Below are 19,042 nucleotides of genomic sequence, written 5' to 3' on the forward strand. Positions count from 1 at the left end.
AAACAATTCACCGGTAAGCGGGAATCCCCACGTCACTCCAGCTCGGGCGGCGGCAGCCGGTAGGTCGCCGGGGTCTCGGACAGGCGGATGGGGTTGGCGACCAGGGTCAGGCCGTCGACGTCGACGGTCGGGCCGAGGCCCAGCGACCGCGCCAACTCGACCGCGCCCGCCAGGTCGTTGACCGGTCCGCACGGCACGCCCAGCGGCGTGAGCAGGGCGAACCACTCGGCGGCCGGCCGGGTGCGCAGGCGGTCGGACAGCAGGTCGGCCAGCGCGTCCACGTGCGCGACCCGGTCGGAGTTGGTGGCGAACCGGGGATCGGGGTCGAGGTCCAGCGCGGCCCACAGGCGCTCGAACTGCCGGTCGTTGCCCACGGCCAGCACCATCGGGCGGTCGGCGGTGGGGAACACCTCGTAGGGCGCGATGGACGGGTGCCGGTTGCCCATCAGGCCGGGCACGACCCCGGCGAGCGTGTACCCGGCGGACTGGTTGACCATGCTGGACAACAGCACCGACAGCAGGTCCACCTCGACCAACTGGCCCTCGCCGGTGCGGTCGCGGTGGCGCAGCGCGGCCAGGATGCCCACGGCGGCGTGCAGACCGGTCAGCACGTCGACCAGGGCCACGCCCACCTTGGTCGGCTCGGTCGTCCCGGTGACGCTCATCAGCCCGCCGACCGCCTGCACCAGCAGGTCGTACCCGGGCAGCGCCGCGCCCCCGCCCGCGCCGAAGCCGGTCACCGAGCAGTACACCAGTCCTTTGTGGACAGCGCGCAACGACTCGTGGTCCAGACCGAACTTCCGCATGGTGCCGGGCCGGAAGTTCTCCACCACCACGTCCGCGCCCAGCGCCAACTCCCGTGCCTCCGCCAGGCCCTCCGGCGTGGCCAGGTCGATCGTGCGGGACACCTTGTTCCGGTTCACCGACAGGAAGTACGTGGCCTGCCCGTGCGCGTACGGCGGCCCCCACGCGCGTGTCTCGTCACCGCGCGGGTGCTCGATCTTGATCACTTCCGCACCGAGGTCGGCCAACACCATCGTGGCGTAGGGCGCGGCCAGCACGCGGCCGAAGTCCGCGATGACGATCCCGTCGAGCGAGCCCACGCGGTCCGACCCGCCCATCAGCCGTCCAGCCGGAAGTCCAGGTCGGCCTCGACCGACAACGTGTCCATCTGCGCCTTCTGCAGCGCGCCCGAGTAGTCCCAGTTCACCGCCTGCCAGCGGGTGAACTGGTCGAGCACCCACACACCGGACTGGCGGGACCCGTTGCCGGACTTGCCGTTCCCGCCGAACGGCACGTGCGCTTCCGCGCCCGAGGTGGAGTTGTTCACGCTCACCATGCCCGCGCTGATCCCGGTGCGGAACGCGAACACCTTGTTCGGGTCGGTGGTGTAGATGGAGCTGGACAGGCCGTAGCCGGGCCGGTTCGCCAGCTCGACGGCCTCGTCCAATGTGCGGTAGGCGGTGACGCCGACGATCGGGCCGAACGTCTCGTGCAGGAACAGCTCGTCGTCAGGGCGGACACCCGAGACGATCACCGGGTGGTAGAACAGGCCCGCGTCCGGGTCGCCGAGGAAACCCGCGCGGGGGTTGGCCGCCGTGATCCGGCCGACGCCGGTCGAGCCGTGCGTGGTGTGGTGGTCGCGCACCCAGCCCAGGTACTTCTCGTAGGACACGGCGAACTTGCCGTCCAGCATCGGCCCGTACAGCACGTCGCCGAACGGGTCGCCCACCACGGCCGCCTCGGTCACGGCGGTGAACCGGCGCAGGAACTCGTCGTGCACCGACTCGTGCACGATGGCCGTGCCCAGTGACGTGCAGCGCTGCCCGCCGGTGCCGAACCCGGAGAACAACGCACCCTGCACCGCCAGGTCGAGGTCGGCGTCCTCGGTGACCACCATCGGGTTCTTGCCGCCCAGCTCCAGGCACGGCGACTGGAGGTGCCGCCCGCACAGCTCGCCGATCAGCGCGCCGACCTCGGACGACCCGGTGAAACCGACCTTGTCCACCAGCCGTTCCTGCAGAGCGCTCTCCAGGCCCCGGAACGTCTCCGAGCCCTCGGCGAAGACGATGTTCAGCACGCCCTCGGGCAGGCCGGACGCGGCGAAGATGTCGTAGAAGGCCTGCGCGGACGCGGCGGAGTACTCGGCGGGCTTCCACACCACCGTGTTGCCGCACAGCAGCGCGGGCACGATGTACCAGGACGGCACGGCGACCGGGAAGTTGCCCGCGGTGATGAACGCCGTAACGCCGACCGGGTTGCGGAAGGTGAACAGCTGCTTGTCCGGCATCTCCGACGGCACGGTCTGGCCGTAGAGCCGCCGACCCTCGCCGACGAAGAACGCGCACGTGTCCGCGATCTCCTGCACCTCGCCGCGCGCCTCGGCCAGCGGCTTGCCGATCTCGCGGGTGACCAGCCGGGCCAGCGCCTCGGCGTTGGCCTCGACCAGCCTGCCGATGTTGGCGACCACCTGCCCCCGCACCGGCGCGGGCACCCGGGCCCAGTCGCGGTGGGCTTGCTTCGCGCGCCGCGCGGCGGCGGTGAACGCCTGCGCGTCGACCAGGTCGACGGTGGTGACGACGTCCTCGAGGTCGGCGGGGTTCGTGGACACGTAGTTCATGGCCACCAGCCTGGTGCTCATCCGACCGGGTGCCAACCCCTCCGGCGTGGGGCTACTCGCCCTTCTCCCCGTCCGCCAGTTCGCGCAGGAAGTCCAGGTGGCCGACGTGCCGGCCGGTCTCCTGGACCAGGTGGGCCAGCACCCACCGGAGCGTCCGGCCGTTGCCGTCGCGGTCGGCGCGCGTGCGGTCGCCGGGGCCCAGACCCGCGATGGCCTCGGCGGAGCGCTCCCACTCGGCGCGGTAGTCGGCCAGGACGGACGCCACGGTCTCGTGGTCCTCGATCCGCCAGGAGGCGTCGGCGTCTTCGCCCCACAACGCGGGAACGTCCAGTCCACCGGCCTCGATGGACAGCCAGTACCGCTCGACCGCGATCAGGTGTTTGATCACGCCCAGGGCCGTGACGACGGGGGAGGTCGGGATCGGCGCGGCGGTGGCCTGCTCGCGGCTCAGGCCCTCGACCTTGCCCACGGCGGTCAGGCGCAGGAAGGTCAGGAAGTCGGTGAGCAGGCGCACTTCGTCGTCGGCCGCCGCCCGCGGCCACACGCGGTTCGAACTCATGTTCGAACCTTACGGTACCAACGCGGGGAGGTGTTCACGGGAGGCTTCAGCTCGGCCTTGACGACCAGGACGTTGGGTCCTTCGGCCTGGGTGTACTTGTCGAGGGTGCGCCGGAAGTCGTCGCCGAAGCCGTCCACAGTGGACGACTCGATGCCGAAGCTGCGCGCCAGCGCCGCGAAGTCCGGGGTGTGCAGGTCGACGCCGTGGGTCGGGTGGCCGGCTTGGACCTGGTCGTAGCGGAGCATGCCGTAGCCGCCGTCGTCGACCAGGACGACCGTGACCGGCAGCTGTTCCTGGGCGGCGGTGGCGAGGTCGCCGCACGCGAAGAGGAACCCGCCGTCCCCGCACACGGCCACCGTCCGTCCGGCGAGGGCCGCGCCCAGGGCGGCCGGGAAGCCGAAGCCGAGGGTGCCCCAGCCGACCGGGTAGGCGAGGTGGCGGGGTGCCGTGACCCGGTGGAAGCCGCCGATCCAGTAGCCGGCGACGCACATGTCGGCGACCACCCGGTGCCCTTCCAGCGCGTCGAGCAGGCCGGTGACCTGGGGTTCGTCGGCTTCGGCTGCTCGGCGGGCTTCGGCGTTGAGCTCGGCGACCCGCTCTGCGGTGCCGTTGGCCGGGCGGGGGTCGAGGGTCCGGGCGAGGGCTTCGGTGACGACCCGCGCGTCACCGCGCAGGGTGACGTCCGGCGGGTAGTTGCGGACCGTGTCGACGTTGATCGACAGGAGCCGGGGCGGGGGTGGCTGGAGCCAGTTCTGGGTCATCATGCCGTCGAAGTCGCTGCCGATGCCGATGACCAGGTCGGCCTCGTCCCACAGCGCGCCGATCTCGGGCAGGTGGACCGGTCCGTGGACGACGTGGGGGTGGTCGACCAGGCCCCGGGCTGCGTAGGTGGTGACGATCGGGGCGTCCAGGCGCTCGGCGAGGTCGGCGATCGACGGTCCGGCTTGGGCGCGTTGGGCGCCGCCGCCCGCCCAGATCAGCGGCCGGGTGGACTGCTCGATGAGCGCTCGGGCGGCGTCGAGCGCCGGCACGACCGGTGGGGCGGTCGGGATGCGGTGCCAGGGGCCGGTGTCGGCGGTGAGGTGGTCGGTGGGGATGCCCAGGTAGACCGGTCCGTGCGGGGCGGTGGTGGCGAGGAGGGCGGCGTGGTCGGCGTAGGTGCCCAGGTCGTGGGGGCCGCGCAGGGTCCAGCCGCCTTTCACGACGGGGAGGAACATCGCGCGCTGGTCCCGGGTCTCGTGCAGGGCGCCCCGGTACTCGCCGGGTCGGCGCAGGGGGGAGGGGATGTCGGTGGCGATCACCAGGACGGGTGAGCCGGAGGCCATCGCCTCGCCGGTGGCGCCGAGGCAGTTCGCGGCCCCCGGCCCGGTCGTGACGAGGGCGACGCCGAGCCTGCCGGTGGCGCGGGCGTACCCGTCCGCGGCGTAGCCGGCGGTCTGCTCGTGCCGGACGCCGATCAGCCGGACGGGTGATGCGCGCAGGGCTTCCCAGATGGGCAGGTTGTGCACCCCGGGCAACCCGAACACGACCTCGACCCCGTGCGCCCGCAACACCTCGACCAACCGCACCGCACCGGTCACCATGCGCCGAAGCTAGGCAGTGCCGGGGCCGCGCGGCAACGCCCCCACCCCACCTCTGCCGCTCGGTGCGAACCGGGGGAGTCGCCGCACACCGCGGCGATCGGGGGTGTGAGGGGTGAACGCGGATGCGTATGTCCAGAGCAGGGATCAGCAGCCGGACGGTGGTTCGGTGTTCGATCAACGGGTGGCCGCCGGCCCCCGATCACCATTATCCCGGAGGGGTACGACAATTCGTGGCTCATAGCCGGGTGAGGACACCTCGGGCGACCGGAGATAAGTGGTGGATGCGGCTGGTAACCTCGCAACCGGCGTGTGTGGGCAGACGTGAGGCTGGAGCCACCTCCCGGCAAACGGGTGGCATGATCCGCCGCGGGGTGTGGGCACCCCTGTCCCGGAGAAGTTCGATCACCAACCACCAGTTGACGCGTGTACCGCGTCCTTGTGCACCGAGCCGGGCGGTGGGAGCGAGGACTGCGATGTCACGTTCGTCGTTGACCGAACAATTGGTCGACCTGCGCCGCGCGTATACCGGGGAAAACCTCTCCCAGGCCGTTCCCGCGGTGAAATCGGTGTTGCACGCCCTTCCCGACGACCGGCGCGAACGGGTCGTCGACGCGCTGCGCGGCAAGGCCGACGTCCGGGGGCTGTTCCTGCCCGACGCGCCCACCGACGACCAGCGCGCGCTGGAGTGCGTCCTCCTCCAGACCGCCACCGACGCGGCCTCCCACCTGCAACTCCGCCCGCCCGCCTCGATGCTGCGGCCGGCGCACGTGGTCAAAGCCGTCGAACCCGCCGACACCCTCCGCCTGCACCTCACCGAGCACGCCCTCGGCCCGTTCCTCTACGAACTGCTGCCCCGCTACGAGGACCGCTGGGTCGCGGGCGTGGCCGGGCTGCGGGTCGTCAGGCACCCGAGGTCCGTCGAGGTCCGGCTGCTCGACCTGGACGCGAGCGTCGTCCTCAGCGGCGTGGACGACGCCGCCTGGGCGGTCGGCATGAAGTACGTCCGCACCCTCCTCAAGGGCCGTGACCTGCACGGACCGTTCATCGAAGGCCCCCTCACCGCCGTCGAGGAAGAGCACCTCGCGGAGCACCCCCGGCCCACCGGACTGGGCAGCGCGGTGCTGCGGCGGTACCACCTGTTCACGAAAGCTCCCTGGGTGCGCTCGCTGCCCCGCAAGGACGAGTGGTGGCTGGAGTGGCCCGAGAGCCTCGGCGTCACGACCGTCGCCGACCGCCTCCTGCACCCCGTCTTCGGCGTCCCGCACGCCACCGAGGTGCCCAGCGCGACCGGCGGGCTGGGCCTGGGCACCGGCTGGTACGACCTCTACCTGCGGGAGGTCGAAGGACCCGACCCCGCGGGGGAGGAGGCGCTGGCGGCGTTCGAGTGGCCCGAAGGGGTCACCGGGTGGTGGGAGCCGCCGCAGGAGTCGGTGAGGTAAACAACGTCCACACCGGAGCGGCGGAAGGCCAGGTCAGACCGTTGTGAACCGACGGAGTGACATCGGTGTCGGCGATCACCCTCCGACGCCGGCCGTCCGCCGCTCCGACGCCGGTAGACTGCCGTTTCGGCCGGTGCGACCGCGTCGAGTGCCACCAGTGACGAGTTGTAGGAGGACCCCGGTGACCCAACAGGCTGCCGAGGCCCAGCGCACCGCGCCCCGTCGCGTGCTCGTGGCCGAGGACGAAGCTCTCATCAGACTCGACCTGGTCGAGATGCTGCGCGAAGAGGGTTACGAGGTGGCCGGGCAGGCCGCCGACGGCGACGAGGCCGTGACGCTGGCCGAGGACCTGCGGCCCGACCTGGTCATCATGGACGTCAAGATGCCCAAGGTCGACGGCATCGAGGCCGCCAGCGCCATCGCGAGCAAGCGCATCGCCCCCGTGGTCATCCTGACCGCGTTCAGCCAGCGCGACCTGGTCGAACGCGCCCGCGACGCCGGTGCGATGGCCTACCTGGTCAAGCCGTTCGCCAAGCGCGACCTGGTGCCCGCGATCGAGCTGGCCATGAGCCGGTTCGCCGAACTGCAGGCGCTGGAGAACGAGGTCGCCGGCCTCACCGAGCGCCTGGAGACGCGAAAGGTCGTCGAGCGCGCCAAGGGATTGCTGATGACCAAGCAGGGTCTGTCGGAGCCCGAGGCTTTCCGGTGGGTGCAGCGCACCGCCATGGACCGCCGCACGACCATGAAGGCCGTCGCCGAAGCGGTCATCGAAAACTTCGGCTGAGTTCGACCGCTTACCACCCAGGGCGTCCGTTACCTGTTCAGGGTTACCTGTTCGGGTATCGGACGCCCTGTCGTGCTCATTGTTGGTTACTGCCCGCATTGGTGCTGTGACCTGCGGCGATTTGAGCTGGATTTAAGGATGTTAACCCCGCGCATTTGCCCGGTGACTACCGTCACGATGTGGACACAGAGCAGTAAGACCACCTGTTCACGGACTTCAACTGAAGCTACGTTCCTGCCCTAACCCAAGCCCTCGTGCGAGGGCTCCGCCTACCGGCGGGCTGGTTGGTCATGGGAGGTATTCCGGTGTCAGGAGCACGACTCGGCCGAGTTCTCGCGCTGGCGGCGGCTTCGTCGCTGGTGCTTGCGGCTTGCGCCGGCGGCGGTGGCGGTGGCACGGGTGGCGGCGACGCCACGACGGTCAAGATCGGGTTCATGGGTGACCTGACGGGCGAGAACTCCGCCATCGTGATCCCGCCGTACAACGGCGCGAAGATGGCGATCGACGAGTACAACGCCAAGAACCCCAAGAACAAGATCGAGCTGATCAAGTACGACAGCCAGGGCAAGCCGGACCAGGCGACCTCGCTGATCACCAAGGCCGTCGGCACCGACAAGATCGTCGCCCTCATCGGCCCGGCGTTCTCCGGCGAGTCCAAGGCCATCGGCGGCACCCTGGAGGAGAACAAGATCCCCAGCGTCTCGCCGTCCGCCACGAACCCGGGCCTGGCGAAGAACGGCTGGACCTACTGGCACCGCGTCGTGGCCAACGACGACGACCAGGGCCCCGGCATCGCCGACTTCCTGATCAAGGCGAAGTCCCCGAAGAAGGCGTTCGTCCTCTCCGACGACCAGGAGTACAGCGTCGGCATCGCCGAGGCGGTCACCAAGACGCTGAAGGAGAAGGGCGTCGCGGTCGAGAACGACAAGTTCGCCAAGGACGCGTCGGACTACTCCTCGACCGTCACCAAGGTCAAGTCCGCCAACCCGGACATGATCTTCTTCGGTGGCTACTACGCCCAGGGCGGTCGCCTGCTCAAGCAGCTGCGCGATGGCGGCGTGAACGCGACCTTCGCCTCCGGTGACGGCTCGCTCGACCAGCAGCTGGTCAGCGGCGCGGGTGCGACTGCGGCCGAGGGCGCCGTCGTCGGCTGCCCCTGCAACATCCCGTCGTCCGACGTGACCGGCACGCTGAAGACGTTCTTCGACAACTACAAGAAGAGCGCCAACGCCGACCCGGCCATCTACGCCACCGAGGGCTACGACGCCGCGACCGCCTTCATCAAGGCCGTCGAGGCGGGCAACACCACCTCGGACGCGATCAACAACTTCCTCAAGACGGTCAGCTTCGAGGGCGTGTCCAAGCCGATCAAGTTCAAGGCCAACGGCGAGCCCGAGAACAACGACATCTTCGTCTACCAGGTCAAGGGTGGTGTCCTCAAGCTGCTCGGCCCGTCGGCCAGCGCCAAGCTCGAGGGCTGATTCCGAGACGGCAGTACTGAAGCAAGTTAGCGCGCTGGGGAGCGGGTTCGTCGTGCTGGTGTGGCGACGTCCCGCTCCCCGCCACTATGGCGAAGACGCTCTCTCCCCGCCCCGTCTCGTGAGGCAAACCTGTCATGCTTGATGATCTGTACAACCAGTTCCTACCCAGCACGGTGGGTGGACTGGTGATCGGCTCGATCTACGCGCTGGTCGCCCTGGGCTACACGATGGTCTACGGCGTGCTGCGCCTGATCAACTTCGCGCATTCCGAGATCTTCATGATCGGCACCTTCGCGTCCCTGGTGACGCTGCTGGCGTTCGCGCCGACGGCTCCCCTCGCCGGGTTCGCGATGGTCGGGATGCTCGTGCTGTTGATGCTCGTGTCCGCCGCCGCCTCCGGTGGCGCCGCCGTCCTGCTGGAAACGGTGGCCTACCGGCCGCTGCGCAAGCGCGGTGCCACGCGGCTGGCCGCCCTGATCTCCGCGATCGGCGCGTCGCTGTTCCTGCAGGAGCTGTTCGCGCTGGTGGTGATCCCCTGGCTGATCGACAAGCCGGGCCGCAACCAGGCCTCCGCACCCCGCTACGTCGCCCGCGACGTGCTGTTCAAGATCGGCAACGCCGAGGTCCGGCTCGACCACGTCATCGTCATCATCGCCGCCGTCCTGGTCATGATCACCCTGGACCGGGTCGTGAACAAGACGCGGATCGGCCGCGGCATCCGGGCCACGGCCCAGGACCCCGAAGCGGCCGTCCTCATGGGCGTCAGCATCGACAACATCGTGCGGGTCACGTTCCTGCTCGGCGGCGCGATGGCCGGTGTGGCCGGTTCCCTCTACATCATGGAGATCGAGAACACCTCGTACCTCATCGGGTTCGTGCTCGGCATCAAGGCGTTCACCGCGGCCGTCCTCGGCGGCATCGGCAACCTGCGCGGCGCCCTGCTCGGCGGCATCGTGCTCGGTCTGATCGAGAACTGGGGCGCGATCTTCCTCGGTTCCGAGTGGAAGGACGTCATCGCGTTCACCGTCCTGGTGGTCGTGCTGATGTTCCGCCCGACCGGCATCCTCGGCGAATCGCTGCAAAAGGCACGCGCATGAAAGGCGACGAAGTGACGAGGCAAGAAACCCCCGCGAAGCGGGGCGGACTGAGCGCCGTCGGGCACGGCTTCGACCGGATGCGCGACTGGTGGGAGCACGCGAAGGTCTGGCAGCGCTACCTGGTCTACATCGCACTCGTGGTCGGCGCGCTGATCCTGCCCGCGCCGGCGATCGGGCAGTTCATGTCGCCCGGCTCCGACTGGACCACCGTGCTGGTCTACCCGATCGGCACCTACATCCTGCTGGCGGTCGGCCTCAACGTCGTCGTCGGCCAGGCCGGTCTGCTCGACCTCGGGTTCGTGGCGTTCTTCGCCATCGGCGGCTACTCGGTGGCCTACTACGGCACCCACTTCGGCTGGAACTACTGGGCGACGGTCGTCTTCGGCATCGCGCTCGCGGCCGTCTCGGGCGTCATCCTCGGCGCGCCGACGCTGCGGCTGCGCGGCGACTACCTGGCGATCGTGACGCTCGGCTTCGGTGAGATCGTCCGCATCACGGCGAACAACACCGACGAGATCGGTGGCGCCCGCGGCATCACCGGCGTCCCGCACCCGCCGCCCATCTTCGGCACCAAGTTCCTGCTCGACCCGGCGCCGTACTACTACCTGATGGTCGCGGCGATCGCCCTGGTCATCATCTTCTCGGTGCGGCTGCAGAAGTCGCGCGTGGGCCGGGCGTGGGCCGCGATCCGCGAGGACGAGGACGCCGCCGAGCTGATGGGCGTGCCGACGTTCAAGTTCAAGCTGCTCGCGTTCGCCATCGGCGCGATGATCGGCGGTCTGGCGGGCGGCGTCTACGCGGGCAAGGCCGTGTTCATCGAGCCGAACACGTTCCCGTTCATCCTGTCCGCGACGATCCTCGCCGCGGTCGTCCTGGGCGGCTCGGGCAACCTGCCCGGCGTCATCCTGGGCGCGTTCCTCATCGGCTGGCTGCCCGAGCGGTTCCGCGACTTCGCCGACTACCGCATCCTGGTCTTCGGCGGCGTGCTGGTGCTGATGATGGCGCTGCGGCCGGAGGGCCTGCTGCCGTCGCGGCGGCGCAAGGCGGAACTGCACGAAGGAACCGGCGGAATGGGCACCATGGGCGCCGAGGTCCCGGGTCCGGACACCGATGTCTCGACGACGGAGGCGGCCAAGTGAGCACTCCCGTCCTTCAGCTGGACAACGTGACGATGCGCTTCGGCGGTGTCGTGGCACTGCGCGAGGCGAAGATCAGCATCGGCGAGGGCGAGATCTTCGCCCTGATCGGGCCGAACGGCGCGGGCAAGACCACCGTGTTCAACGTGGTCACCGGCGTGTACCAGCCCACCGAGGGCCAGGTGCTGTTCAACGGCGAGCGCATCAACGGCACCAAGCGCTTCCGCATCACCAAGAAGGGCATCGCCCGCACGTTCCAGAACATCCGGCTGTTCCACAACATGTCGGCGCTGGAGAACGTGATGGTCGGCGCGGACGCGCACCACAAGACCGGTGCCATCGGCGCCACGCTGAACCTGCCGTGGCACCGCAAGGAGGAGAAGCGCGGGCGCGAGCTGGCGCGGGAACTCCTGGACTTCGTCGGCATCTCCGCACGCATGACCGAGACCGCGAAGAACCTCCCCTACGGCGACCAGCGGCGCCTCGAGATCGCCCGCGCACTGGCCACCGACCCGAAGCTGCTGCTGCTCGACGAGCCCGCCGCCGGCATGAACCCGGCGGAGAAGATCGCGCTGCAGCAGCTGATCCGCAAGATCCGGGACAGCGGCCGGACCGTCTTGCTGATCGAGCACGACATGAGCCTGGTCATGGGCGTCAGCGACCGCGTCGCGGTGCTCGACTTCGGCCAGCTGATCGCAGAAGGGCTGCCGCACGAGGTGCAGAACAACCCGAAGGTCATCGAGGCGTACCTGGGGGTGTCCGAAGATGCTTCTTGAGGTCAAGGACATCCACGTCCACTACGGCAAGATCGCCGCGATCAAGGGCTTGAGCCTGCAGGTCAACGAGGGTGAGATCGTCTCCCTGATCGGTGCCAACGGCGCCGGCAAGACCACCACCCTGAAGACCATCTCCGGCCTCCGCCCGCTGTCGTCGGGCAGCATCGTGTTCAACGGCCAGGACATCTCCAAGACCCCGGGCCACAAGCGCGTACAGCTGGGCATCGGCCAGTCACCGGAAGGCCGGGGCGTGTTCCCGGGCATGACGGTGCAGGAGAACCTGCTCATGGGCGCGTACATGCGCAAGGACGACCTGAGCGCGGACCTGGAAGAGGTCTACGGGTTGTTCCCGCGCCTGGCCGAGCGCAAGAACCAGTTCGGCGGCACCATGTCCGGCGGCGAGCAGCAGATGATCGCCATCGGCCGGGCACTGATGACCAAGCCCAAGGTCCTGCTCCTGGACGAGCCGTCCATGGGCCTGGCACCGATGCTGATCGCGCAGATCTTCGAGATCATCAAGGAGATCAACAAGCGCGGCACGACGGTCCTGCTGGTCGAGCAGAACGCCCAACAGGCGCTCAAGCTGTCCGACCGGGCGTACGTCCTGGAAACGGGCCGAGTGGTCAAGTCCGCACCGGGCTTGGACCTGTTGGACGACCCGCAGGTCCGGGCCGCTTACCTGGGCGGGCACTGAGAACGGTTTAACACGCGAAGGCCCGCCGGTTTCCCCCAGATGAAACCGGCGGGCCTTCTGCCACACCACGGCTTTCCGCGCAAAGCGCGTTCCTTCGCGCGCGAAGCGCGCGGTGGTTCCCAACCACAGGTGGAGGGCCTCGGTTCCCCCGCCGTATGGCCTGCCCGAAGGGCTACCGCACTTCGGGTCGGGTGCAGCCGAAAGTTTTTGCGAGGAACGAGCAAAAAGTTTTAGCGGCACCCGGCCCGAAGTGTGGTTGGCTCCGCCAGGCCATACGGTGGGGGAACCGACGCCCTTCACCCCCCGCTGGCGGCCTGCCGCGCGGCGAGCGCCGCTTTTCATCTTTCGAGCGCGCAGCGCGTACCAGCGCGAAGCGCGTTCGGCTTGAGAGCGAAGCGTTCCGCCTGAAGATTTTGAAAAGCGAAAAGCGAAAAGCGCCTCGCCGGCGGGCAGGCCGCCAAGGATGGACACAAAAGAAAGGGCGGGGGCTTCTTGCTTGTGCCATCCCCGTATGACCTGGCGGAGCCTACCACATTTTCCGGGGGTTGCCGCTAAAATTTTTGCTCGTTCCTCACAAAAATTTCGGCCGCAACCCCCGGAAAATGCGGTAGCCCTTCGGGCAGGCCATACGGGGATGACACAAGCAAGAAGCCCAAGCTGGGGAGTGCCGCGCGGCAGCCCAAGCGAAAAACACGCCTGCGGCGGTCGAGTGGGGATTGAGTGGGGGCGAGTGGGTGTGGGTTATTGGGCCAGGAGGATTTCCGTGCCGGAGGCGTCCTGGGGGTCGGCGAGCGTCGGGCCGCCGAAGACCTTGATGCCCAGGGGCTTCGAGTCCTTCGGGATGTCGTAGTACACGTCGTACTCCAGGCGCACGTTCGCGCCCAGGTCCAGCATGTCCGGCTGCCGCTTGATCAGCATCGCCTGGAGGTCGACCTCGTACTCCTTCTTCTTGTCGTCCACCAGCACGTGCTTGCGCGCGTTGAACGACACGCTGCTGCGCCCGTTGTTGATCACCGACATCCGGATGCGCACGAACTGCCCCTGGGACGCCGGCATCTCCGCGTGGCTGCCGACCAGGCTGGGCAGTTCGGTCGTCAGGCCCAGCAGGGTGAACGCGACCTCGCCGTCGCCCGCCGTGGGGACCCGCAGCACCTTCTCGTCCGGCCGGACCGGCACGTTGGGTACCGGGTAGGTCGCCGACGCGGACGCGGGTGGTGGTTCGGAGGCCGCGGGCACGTCAGTGCACCCGGTGCACACCGCCACCGACAGGACCGCTGCGATTCCCAGTACCCAGCGCACCCCTCAGACCTTAGGCGCTTCCCTGAGGAAGCAGGTAAGCCGCGCCGTGCACGAGCGCCGGCCCTGGTCGTCGGTGATGACGATCTCGTACGTCGCCGTGGACCTGCCCCGGTGGATCGGGGTGCACACGCCGGTCACCATGCCGTCCGCCACGCCCCGGTGGTGGGTCACGGACAGTTCCAGGCCGACGGCGATGCGTTCCGGGGCCGCGTGCATGGCCGCCGCGATGGAACCCAGCGTTTCGGCCAGGGTGGCGTTGGCGCCGCCGTGGAGGAGGCCGTAGGGCTGGCGGTTGCCCTTGACGGGCATGGTGCCCACGAGTCGGTCGGCATCCCATTGGGTGATCTCGATGCCCATGCGGGTCATCAACTGCTCGTCGGCGACCGCCTGGTCGGCGCCGGGGATGTCGGCGGGGTTGGGCGTCACGGGCTGCTCCACTCGGTGCATGACTGTCGGACCCTCACCCTAGACTCGCCCCGTGAGCACTTCAGAAGCCTCCCGCCTGCTGCTGGTCGACGGCCACTCGATGGCCTACCGGGCGTTCTTCGCGCTGCCCAAGGAGAACTTCCAGACCGGCACGGGTCAGACCACCAACGCGGTCTACGGCTTCACCTCGATGCTGATCAACCTGCTGCGCGACGAGCAGCCCACGCACATCGCGGTCGCGTTCGACGTCTCCCGCAAGACCTTCCGCACCGAGGCCTACGCGGAGTACAAGGCTGGTCGCAGCGCGACACCGGACGAGTTCAAGGGGCAGGTCAGCCTCATCCAGGACGTGCTCGCCGCCCTGAACATCCCCACGCTGGAGAAGGACAACTACGAGGCCGACGACGTCATCGCCACGCTCACCACGCAGGCGACCGCGCTCGGCTACGACGTCCTCATCTGCACCGGCGACCGGGACGCGTTGCAGCTGGTCAACGACAAGGTGACGGTCCTGTACCCGGTCAAGGGCGTCTCCGAGATGGCCCGCTACACCCCTGAGCTGGTGCTGGAGAAGCAGGGCGTCACGCCCGCCCTCTACGCCGACTACGCGGCCGTGCGCGGCGACTCCTCGGACAACCTGCCCAACACGCCGGGCGTGGGTCCGAAGACGATCGTCAAGCTGCTCAACCAGTTCGGCTCGCTCGACGGCCTGATCGACCACGTGGACGAGGTGCCCGGCAAGACCGGTGACGCGATCCGGGCCAACCTGACCAACATCATGCTCAACCGGCAGCTCACCGAGCTGGTCCGGGACGTCGAGCTGCCGGTCGGGCCGGCCGACCTGGCGGCCAAGCCCTGGGACCGGGACGCGGTGCACCGGCTGTTCGACGAGCTGGAGTTCCGGGTCCTGCGCGACCGCCTCTTCGCCACCCTGTCCACCGCCGAGCCCGAGGCCGAGGAGGGCTTCGAGGTCTCCGGCGGCACCATCGCGCCCGGCGCGCTGGCCGCGTGGCTCCAGCAGCACGCCCGCGGCGGCCGGGTGGGGCTCGCGTTCAAGCACTCCGGTGTGGACCTGGAGGGGCTGGCGTTCGCGGGCGGCGAGGGCGGGTACGTCGACGTGTCCGCGTTGACCGAGGAGGACGACCGGGCGCTGGCCGCGTGGCTGGCCGACCCGGCCATCCCCAAGGCCGCCCACGACCTGAAGCTGCCGCTGCGCGCGTTGCGGGCCCGCGGGTGGACGCTGCGCGGGGTCACCAGTGACACCGCGCTGGCCGCGTACCTGGTCCGGCCGGGCCAGCGGTCCTTCGCGCTGGACGACCTCGCGCTGCGCTACCTCAAGCGGGAGCTGCGCGCGGAGGAGAGCGACAACGGCCAGCTGTCCCTGCTCGCCGACGAGGACGAGGAGCGCGAGAAGAGCGCCCAGACGGCCATCGTGCGGGCGTTCGCGGTGGCCGAGCTGGCCGACGCGCTGGACGCGCAGCTCGTGGAGACCGGTCAGGCGCACCTGCTGGCGGAGCTGGAGCTGCCGCTGATGCACGTGCTCGACGAGGTCGAGGCGGTCGGCATCGCGATCGACTCCGAGCACCTGGCGGCGTTGGAGGCGCACTTCGCGGCGGGCGTGAAGCAGGCCGCGCAGGACGCGTACTCGGTGATCGGCAAGGAGATCAACCTCGGCTCGCCCAAGCAGCTCCAGACGGTGCTGTTCGACGAGCTGAACATGCCGAAGACCAAGAAGACCAAGACGGGCTACACCACCGACGCGGACGCGCTGCAGAACCTGCTCGAGGCCACGCAGCACCCGTTCCTCCAGCACCTGCTGGCGCACCGGGACGTCACCCGCCTGAAGTCCACTGTGGACGGTTTGCTGAAGTCGGTCGCGGACGACGGCCGCATCCACACCACGTTCCACCAGACCATCGCCGCCACCGGTCGGCTCTCCTCGACGGACCCGAACCTCCAGAACATCCCGATCCGCACCGAGGAGGGCCGCCGCATCCGCGAGGCCTTCGTGGTAGGCCCGGGGTACGCGGAGCTGATGACCGCCGACTACAGCCAGATCGAGATGCGGATCATGGCCCACCTGTCCGAGGACGAGGGCCTGATCGAGGCGTTCCGGTCCGGTGAGGACCTGCACACGTTCGTCGCGTCGCGGGCGTTCTCCGTGCCGACCTCGGAGGTGACGGGGGAGCAGCGCCGGCGGGTCAAGGCGATGTCCTACGGCCTCGCGTACGGGCTGTCGGAGTTCGGCCTGGCCCAGCAGCTGCGGATCTCCACCGCCGAGGCGCGCGAGCAGAAGGAGGCGTACTTCGCCCGCTTCGGCGGCGTGCGCGACTACCTGCACGCCGTGGTCGAGGACGCCCGCAAGAAGGGCTACACCGAGACCATCCTCGGCCGCCGCCGCTACCTGCCCGACCTGACCAGCGACAACCGCCAGCGCCGCGAGATGGCCGAGCGGATGGCGCTCAACGCCCCGATCCAGGGCTCGGCCGCGGACATCATCAAGGTGGCCATGCTCGGGGTGTTCCGGGCGCTGGACGAGGCCGGCCTGCGGTCCCGGATGCTGCTCCAGGTGCACGACGAACTGGTGCTGGAGATCGCGGAGGGCGAGCGCGAGGCGGTCGAGGCCCTGGTCCGGGAGCAGATGGGCAAGGCCTACGAGCTGTCGGTGCCGATGGAGGTCTCGGTCGGCGTGGGCCGCTCCTGGGACGACGCCGCCCACTAGTCACCCCTGCGTGCGGCGGGCCACCCCGGCTCGCCGCACGCATCACACCTTCGAACGTCCTCAGCGCAGGCGGGTGACTCGCACGTCCCGCGCGCCGAGGTTCTCGCCGCACGCCGTGCACTCGACCTTCACGTCCACGTCGCCGCCGCAGTCCTTGTGGTGCAGGTCGAACGACGTGCCGTCCGCCGGGGCCATCCACTTGTCGCCCCACTTCCGCAGCGCCATCAGCACCGGGTAGAGGTCCAGGCCCTTCTCGGTCAGCCGGTACTCGTAGCGGGTGCGGGAGTCCTTGTACGGGACCCGGCGCAGGATGCCCTCGTCGACGAAGGTCGCCAGCCGCTCGGTGAGCACGCTGCGCGAGATGTCCATCGCGGACTGGAAGTCCTCGAAGCGGCGCGTCCCGAGGAACGCCTGCCGGAGCAGCAGCAGCGTCCACCGCTCACCCAGCAGGGCGGCGGGCAGCGACAACGTGCACAGCTCGTCGACGACCTTCACGCGGGACATGACCCTCAGAATACCCCTTGCGTTCGGAAACCGGACCCAGCTAGGGTTCGGTTTCCGAACCTAGGGGGCGTGCCCGATGACCACCGTTCGCGTGCTCGACCGTGCCGGGGCGGGCGCCGCCGTCGACGCGGTGTTCGAAGGGCTCTCCGCGCAGAGCCGCTACCTGCGGTTCCACGCCCCCATGCCGCGCCTGACCGCGTCCATGCGCCGCCAGTTGACCGACCTGGACGGCTGGCAGCGGGCCGCCGTCGTCGCCGAGTGCGGCCAGAAAGCGGTCGGAATCGCTCGATTGGCCGCCACCAGCGGTGGGTGCGCCGAGATGGCCGTCGCCGTGGTGGACCGGTGGCAGCGCAAGGGGATCGGCACGCGCCTGATCACCGCCCTGGGCAACCTCGCCGTCGAGCTGGACTACTCCGCGCTGACCGGCGACATCCTGCACGAGAACCTGGCGATGATGGCGCTGGTCCGCCGCGCCTTCCCGGGCGCGCGCCTGGAACCCACCGAGGACGAGGTGGTCCGCGTGACCTACCCGCTCACCTTCACGCTCACCCACGAGGAGCTGGTGGCGGACTTGCGCTGGTGACCAGAATGCAGGTCATGCGAAAGGTACTCGGGTTGACCGCGGTCCTGGTGCTCCTCCTCGCAACACCCCCCGCCTCGGCGTCGCCGCCGTCGGACCAGCCGCTCCCCGGGTACACGATCGACAACCCGCCGCTGCCACCCGCGAACGTCGGCGGACAGCCCAGCCGCGTGCTGCAAGGCGTCCACGAGCACGCCGCCTACACCATCGAGGTCCCGCCGCGGTGGAACGGCCGACTGGCCATGTGGGCGCACGGCTACCGCGGCGCGAGCACCGTGCTCACCGTCGACCCGCCCGCCTACGGCCTGCGCCAGAAGCTGCTCGACCAGGGCTTCGCGTGGGCGGCGTCGAGCTACTACGCCAACAACTACGACGTGAAGGCCGGCGTCGAGAGCACCCACGACCTCGCGCAGGAGTTCGCGAAGCTGGTCGACAAGCCCAAGGACGTCTTCCTGCTCGGCGTCTCCATGGGCGGCCACGTCACCGGGCGCTCGCTGGAGCAGTACCCGCACTTCTACAAGGGCGCGCTGCCGATGTGCGGCGTGCTCGGCGACCACGAGCTGTTCGACTTCTTCCTGGACTACCAGGTGGTCGCCCAGGCCCTCGCCGGCATCGACGCCTACCCGCTGCCCGACGACTACCTCACCGCCGTCGTGCCGCGCATCAAGGACGCCCTCGGCCTCAACGGCACGCCCAACGACCTCGGCAAGCAGTTCGCGCAGGTCGTGGTCAACCGGTCCGGCGGTCCCCGGCCCGGCGCGGAGGCGGCGTTCGGGTTCTGGAAGGACTTCCTGTTCCAGCTGTCCGCCACCAGCACCGGCGACGCGCTGTCCACCGACCCGAGCCAGGTGGCGACCAACGTGCTCACCCGGTACGCGCCGAACGCACCGGTCGACCTCAACGCCCGCGTCGAGCGCGTGTACCCGGAGAACGTCAAGGCCCGGCTGACGCCGAAGCTCACCGAGGTGCCGCGCATCGCCGGCCGCCCGACGGCGCCCGTGCTGTCCCTGCACGACCTCGGCGACCTGTTCGTGCCGTTCTCGATGGAGCAGCAGTACCGGCGGGACGTGCTGCTGCACGGCCGCGGCGACGCCCTCGTGCAGCGCGCCATCCGGGCGGTCAACCACTGCGAGTTCAGCCCGGCCGAGGCGGGCGCGGCCTGGGACGACCTGGTGAGGTGGGTGGACACCGGCAAGCGGCCGGAGGGCGACGTCGTGGACGACCCGGCGGTGGTGGCGGCACCCACCTACGGGTGCCGGTTCACCGACCCGACCGCCTACGGCACCGGCAGCCGCAGGCTGTTCCCCGCCTGCTGAGGCGGTATCGATCGGCGGTCGGACAT

General features: G+C 69.5%; 17 protein-coding genes. 10 read left to right on the forward strand and 7 right to left on the reverse strand.

The genetic code is table 11. From position 1 onward, the window contains the following. Positions 1-32: 32 nt before the first annotated feature. The 4 genes from DFJ66_RS33110 to DFJ66_RS33125 are packed head-to-tail and all read right to left on the reverse strand — an operon-like array spanning position 33 to position 4,762. Positions 33-1,121 carry a CaiB/BaiF CoA transferase family protein gene (locus tag DFJ66_RS33110; protein WP_121227119.1) on the reverse strand — a complete coding sequence of 363 codons (1,089 nt, stop codon included), beginning with the start codon at positions 1,119-1,121 and terminating at the stop codon, positions 33-35. After that, positions 1,121-2,641 (reverse strand): aldehyde dehydrogenase family protein, encoded by a 1,521-nt coding sequence (locus DFJ66_RS33115; protein ID WP_246029992.1) that lies wholly within the window; start codon positions 2,639-2,641, stop codon positions 1,121-1,123. The genes DFJ66_RS33110 and DFJ66_RS33115 overlap by 1 nt, the downstream gene beginning before the upstream one ends. A 31-nt stretch (positions 2,642-2,672) precedes the next feature. Then, positions 2,673-3,179 carry a DinB family protein gene (locus tag DFJ66_RS33120; protein WP_121227121.1) on the reverse strand — a complete coding sequence of 169 codons (507 nt, stop codon included), beginning with the start codon at positions 3,177-3,179 and terminating at the stop codon, positions 2,673-2,675. Then, complete coding sequence (locus DFJ66_RS33125; protein ID WP_121227123.1) at positions 3,176-4,762, reverse strand: thiamine pyrophosphate-binding protein; 1,587 nt, start codon at positions 4,760-4,762, stop codon at positions 3,176-3,178. Before DFJ66_RS33125 ends, DFJ66_RS33120 begins: the two co-directional genes overlap by 4 nt. Before the next feature lie 566 nt (positions 4,763-5,328). Between DFJ66_RS33125 and DFJ66_RS33130 the strand changes: the two genes are divergently transcribed. The 7 genes from DFJ66_RS33130 to DFJ66_RS33160 all read left to right on the forward strand — a co-directional run bounded on the left by DFJ66_RS33130 (position 5,329) and on the right by DFJ66_RS33160 (position 12,169). Beyond that, a complete protein-coding gene (locus tag DFJ66_RS33130; protein WP_246029993.1) occupies positions 5,329-6,201 on the forward strand; it encodes a hypothetical protein in 873 nt (290 codons plus the stop codon). A 181-nt stretch (positions 6,202-6,382) separates the two neighbouring features. Next, positions 6,383-6,985: an ANTAR domain-containing response regulator gene (locus DFJ66_RS33135; protein ID WP_121227127.1), complete on the forward strand. Its 603-nt coding sequence runs from the start codon at positions 6,383-6,385 to the stop codon at positions 6,983-6,985. Between the two features lie 305 nt (positions 6,986-7,290). Further along, positions 7,291-8,466 carry a branched-chain amino acid ABC transporter substrate-binding protein gene (locus tag DFJ66_RS33140; RefSeq protein WP_246029994.1) on the forward strand — a complete coding sequence of 392 codons (1,176 nt, stop codon included), beginning with the start codon at positions 7,291-7,293 and terminating at the stop codon, positions 8,464-8,466. Between the two features lie 134 nt (positions 8,467-8,600). Beyond that, positions 8,601-9,563, forward strand: coding sequence for a branched-chain amino acid ABC transporter permease (locus tag DFJ66_RS33145; RefSeq protein WP_121227131.1), 963 nt, complete (start codon positions 8,601-8,603; stop codon positions 9,561-9,563). Then, positions 9,560-10,702, forward strand: a complete 1,143-nt coding sequence (locus DFJ66_RS33150) for a branched-chain amino acid ABC transporter permease (protein WP_121227133.1) — start codon at positions 9,560-9,562, stop codon at positions 10,700-10,702. The genes DFJ66_RS33145 and DFJ66_RS33150 overlap by 4 nt, the downstream gene beginning before the upstream one ends. Positions 10,703-10,734: 32 nt before the next feature. Further along, a complete protein-coding gene (locus tag DFJ66_RS33155) occupies positions 10,735-11,475 on the forward strand; it encodes an ABC transporter ATP-binding protein (protein ID WP_121232094.1) in 741 nt (246 codons plus the stop codon). Continuing rightward, complete coding sequence (locus DFJ66_RS33160) at positions 11,465-12,169, forward strand: ABC transporter ATP-binding protein (RefSeq protein ID WP_121227135.1); 705 nt, start codon at positions 11,465-11,467, stop codon at positions 12,167-12,169. The genes DFJ66_RS33155 and DFJ66_RS33160 overlap by 11 nt, the downstream gene beginning before the upstream one ends. A gap of 741 nt (positions 12,170-12,910) precedes the next feature. Here DFJ66_RS33160 and DFJ66_RS33165 read toward each other — a convergent pair. Both DFJ66_RS33165 and DFJ66_RS33170 read right to left on the reverse strand, forming a co-directional pair. Then, entirely contained in the window at positions 12,911-13,468 is a 558-nt protein-coding gene (locus tag DFJ66_RS33165; RefSeq protein ID WP_246029996.1) for a DUF4352 domain-containing protein, read from the reverse strand. Between the two features lie 3 nt (positions 13,469-13,471). After that, entirely contained in the window at positions 13,472-13,834 is a 363-nt protein-coding gene (locus DFJ66_RS33170) for a hotdog fold thioesterase (RefSeq protein WP_397556297.1), read from the reverse strand. Between the two features lie 112 nt (positions 13,835-13,946). On the opposite strand from DFJ66_RS33170, the gene polA reads away from it, so the two are divergent. Next, the gene (gene polA, locus DFJ66_RS33175) at positions 13,947-16,616 is read left to right on the forward strand and encodes a DNA polymerase I (RefSeq protein ID WP_121227139.1); all 2,670 of its coding nucleotides are present in this window, start codon (positions 13,947-13,949) and stop codon (positions 16,614-16,616) included. Between the two features lie 60 nt (positions 16,617-16,676). Here polA and DFJ66_RS33180 read toward each other — a convergent pair whose 3' ends face one another. Further along, positions 16,677-17,120, reverse strand: coding sequence for a winged helix-turn-helix transcriptional regulator (locus DFJ66_RS33180; RefSeq protein WP_121227141.1), 444 nt, complete (start codon positions 17,118-17,120; stop codon positions 16,677-16,679). 76 nt (positions 17,121-17,196) lie between these two features. Here DFJ66_RS33180 and DFJ66_RS33185 point away from each other — a divergent pair, with 76 nt between their 5' ends. Next, positions 17,197-17,703, forward strand: coding sequence for a GNAT family N-acetyltransferase (locus tag DFJ66_RS33185; protein WP_121227143.1), 507 nt, complete (start codon positions 17,197-17,199; stop codon positions 17,701-17,703). A 14-nt stretch (positions 17,704-17,717) separates the two neighbouring features. Next, complete coding sequence (locus DFJ66_RS33190) at positions 17,718-19,016, forward strand: alpha/beta hydrolase family protein (protein WP_246029997.1); 1,299 nt, start codon at positions 17,718-17,720, stop codon at positions 19,014-19,016. Positions 19,017-19,042: the final 26 nt, after the last annotated feature.

It is taken from the genome of Saccharothrix variisporea, assembly GCF_003634995.1.
GTDB classification, from domain to species: Bacteria; Actinomycetota; Actinomycetes; order Mycobacteriales; family Pseudonocardiaceae; genus Actinosynnema; species Actinosynnema variisporeum.